This window comes from Roseateles sp. FW305-36 (assembly GCF_058787015.1).
In genome coordinates this window covers 1-3,063 of sequence record NZ_JBYSZK010000037.1, presented here as the reverse complement: position 1 = coordinate 3,063, position 3,063 = coordinate 1, and the positions used below count along the sequence as shown (strand labels likewise).

Annotated in this window: 4 protein-coding genes; 3 read left to right on the top strand and 1 reads right to left on the bottom strand. The window is 66.0% G+C overall.

What is annotated here, in order from left to right:
• Positions 1 to 80 precede the first annotated feature (80 nt).
• The 3 genes from tnpA (at position 81) to tnpC (ending at position 2,582) form a co-directional block, all read left to right on the top strand.
• Complete coding sequence (gene tnpA, locus AC3WOE_RS30385) at positions 81 to 488, top strand: IS66-like element accessory protein TnpA (RefSeq protein WP_492696265.1); 408 nt, start codon at positions 81 to 83, stop codon at positions 486 to 488.
• The gene (gene tnpB, locus AC3WOE_RS30380; RefSeq protein ID WP_492696263.1) at positions 485 to 823 is read left to right on the top strand and encodes an IS66 family insertion sequence element accessory protein TnpB; all 339 of its coding nucleotides are present in this window, start codon (positions 485 to 487) and stop codon (positions 821 to 823) included. Before tnpA ends, tnpB begins: the two co-directional genes overlap by 4 nt.
• A 79-nt stretch (positions 824 to 902) precedes the next feature.
• Positions 903 to 2,582 (top strand): IS66 family transposase, encoded by a 1,680-nt coding sequence (tnpC, locus tag AC3WOE_RS30375; RefSeq protein ID WP_492696261.1) that lies wholly within the window; start codon positions 903 to 905, stop codon positions 2,580 to 2,582.
• A gap of 21 nt (positions 2,583 to 2,603) precedes the next feature.
• On the opposite strand, the gene AC3WOE_RS30370 is transcribed toward tnpC, so the two are convergent.
• Positions 2,604 to 2,993 (bottom strand): pentapeptide repeat-containing protein, encoded by a 390-nt coding sequence (locus AC3WOE_RS30370; protein WP_492696259.1) that lies wholly within the window; start codon positions 2,991 to 2,993, stop codon positions 2,604 to 2,606.
• Positions 2,994 to 3,063: the final 70 nt, after the last annotated feature.

Genomic DNA, 3,063 nt, shown 5'->3' with positions numbered 1-3,063 from the left:
GTGAGCGTCCAGTCTGGCCATCTTGAAGATCGGCAAGGAGCATAGGAGCCTAGTCCCCATTAGCAACTCTTGGTGGACTCGTGAGCACTACCCTCGATCAACAAGCTGGCGCTCGCCGTCGACGTCGCAATCACAGCGACGACTTCAAGGCTGAGGCAGTGGCCGCATGCATGCAGCCGGGCATGTCGATGGCTGCCATAGCGATGGCCCGCGGCATCAACGCGAACCTCTTGCGGCGATGGGTGCGCGAGGCCGAGATGACGCCCGTGATCCGAGATGACGGGGACAGCAGCGTCGCCGTTCGCGATGCAGTGGCGCCTGAGCGCAAGACGGTGTTCGTCCCAGTGAGGCTGCCGGAGCCGACGGCACCAGTTCCGCAGGCCGACATCCGCATCGAACTGCAGCGCGGCGCGACGGCGGTCACTGTGACCTGGCCGGCAATTGCCGCCAGCGAGTGCGCGGCCTGGATGCGCGAGCTGCTGCGGTGATCCGCATCGACGAGATGTGGTTGGCCGCCGAGCCGATCGACATGCGGGCTGGCGCCGACCGGCTGCTGGCGCGCGTCGTGCAGGTGTTTGGCGCCGCGCAGGCCCACCATGGCTACCTGTTCGCCAACGCCCCCGGCACGCGTATCAAGCTGCTGGTGCACGACGGCTTCGGCGTGTGGTGCGCGGCGCGCCGCCTCAACGCCGGTCGGTTCGTCTGGCCGGTTGCGGCCAGTGTTACGCCGTCGCTGTCGCTCACGCCCGCGCAGTTCGATGCGCTGGTCCTTGGCCTGCCCTGGCAGCGGCTGCCCGAGCTGAGCTGCATCACGCGGGCGTGAGCCCGTGAAGCACTGGCCAATCGGTTGACAGTGCATGTGCCGATGGGCCCAGGTCGTGGGCTCAGGCACGATGCCACGCATGCTCGGCATGCGTGGTCTTCCTCCCACCGATCCCCAGGGCCTCCCGCCCGAGGCCGCTGCGCTGATCGCCCAGTTGCGGCAGCAGCTGTCCGAGCGCGATGAAGCCCTTGCCAAGCGGGGCGAGGAACTGGCGCAACGCGATGCGCTGCTGCAGCGCAAGGACCGCGAGATCGCGCTGCGCGAGGCCAAGATCGAGAAGATCAACTTCGAGCTGGCGCGCTTGAAGCGCTGGACGTATGGCGCGAAGTCCGAGGCGATGAGCGCCGACCAGCGACGTCTGTTCGAGGAGACGCTGGCCGAGGACGAAGCCAGCCTGCGTGCGCAGCTTGACCGGCTGCGGCGCGAGGCCGAGGCTGCCGCCGCAGATGCCGGAGCCAAGCCCAAGGCACCACCGCGTAAGCCCCGGCGCAATGCACTGCCGGAGCACCTGCGCCGCGTCGAACATCGCCACGAACCCGAGAGCACCGACTGCCAGGAACAGGACTGCGGCCGTCCCATGAAGCGCATCGGTGAAGACGTCACCGAACGGCTGGACATCGTGCCGGCAGAGTTCTTCGTGCACCGCCACGTCTACGGGAAGTGGACGTGCCGGCACTGCCAGGTGCTCAAGCAGGCCCCGAGCGAGCCGGAGATCGTCGAAGGCGGCGTTGCTGCCAGCGGCTTGCTCGCGCACACGCTCATCAGCCGCTTCGTCGACCACCTGCCGTACTACCGGCAAGAGACCATCTACGCACGCTCAGGCGTACACACACCGCGCTCGACGCTGGCGGCCTGGGCTGGCCAGGCTGGCGCAGCACTGGAGCCGCTGTACGAGCTGCACAAGCGCTTCGTGCTCGACTGCCGCGTCCTGCACGCCGACGAGACGCCGGTGGCCTTGCTGGACCCGGGCGCGGGCAAGACTCGCAGAGCCTACGTCTGGGCCTACGCGAGGAGCTGGCACGACGCCGTGCCCGGCGTGATCTACGAGTTCTGTCGAGGGCGCGGAGCGCAGTACCCGGTGGCATTCCTGGCCGGCGACGAGAAGCTCGGCGAGCGACGATGGTCGGGAACGCTGCTGACCGACCGCTACAACGCCTACGAGACCGTGGTGGACCCGCGGCTATATCCCGACCGTATCGGTGCAGCCTGCGCCGCTCACGCACGCAGGAACTTCGAAGAGCTGACGCACGACGGCACGAGCCCCGTGGGCATTGACGCGGTGCGGCGCTTCGCGCGCATCTACGAGGTCGAGGGCGAGCTCAAGAGCCTCAACGACGACGAGCGCAAGGCCCAACGGCAGCGGCTTGCCAAGCCGCTGTGGGACGAGCTGCGCCAATGGCTTGAACTGGAGCGTCGGCTGGTTGCCGATGGCGCAGCGACGGCGAAGGCCATCGACTACACGCTGAGCCACTGGACCGCGCTAACGCGACATCTCGAGGACGGCGCCGTCGCGCTGGACAACAACCACCTGGAACGTCAAATCAAGCCGTGGGCCATGGGACGCAAGGCATGGCAGTTCGTGGGGAGCGAACTGGCAGGTCAGCGTGCCGCCATCGTGATGAGCCTGGTGCAGTCCGCGCGCATGAACGGTCACGACCCGTGGGCTTACCTGCGGGACGTACTACAGCGCCTACCGACGCAGCTCAACAGTAGGCTCGAAGAACTTCTGCCTCATCGCTGGAGCGCGGCTCCCGCCTAGCCGCTGCTGTTGATTGGCAGGCTAGCACTTGACCGCGTACTCCTCACGCAGGCCGGTGCATCCTGTTTGCTCACAGCCGTACCAAGAGCACTCGGTGAACGTGCACCCAGCGTTGAGGTTGTCCTCTGCAAAGCTGCAGTTCAAAAAGCTGCAGTTGGCAAAGATGCAGCCGGCGAAGGCCGATCCACGAAACGTGCAGTTGCGGAACTCCACCGCAACGAACCTGGTCGTGTTGAACAGCCCCCAGTACCAAGCTGACCCTGTGATCTTGCAGTCAGTCAATACGCCCTCAAACGCCTTCCCTTCGAGATCAAGACCGTCGAAGGTGCAATACCTGAAGACATCGTCCTCCCAACCTCGGGGGAGCTGAGATTCACCTACGAAGTCGATGCTCTCGTGCAGGGCAGCCATGGACGCCACTTTAGCTTCGTGAGACAGGGCGAAAGCCTCGCCTCAAGATGGTCAGGCTGGACGCTCACAG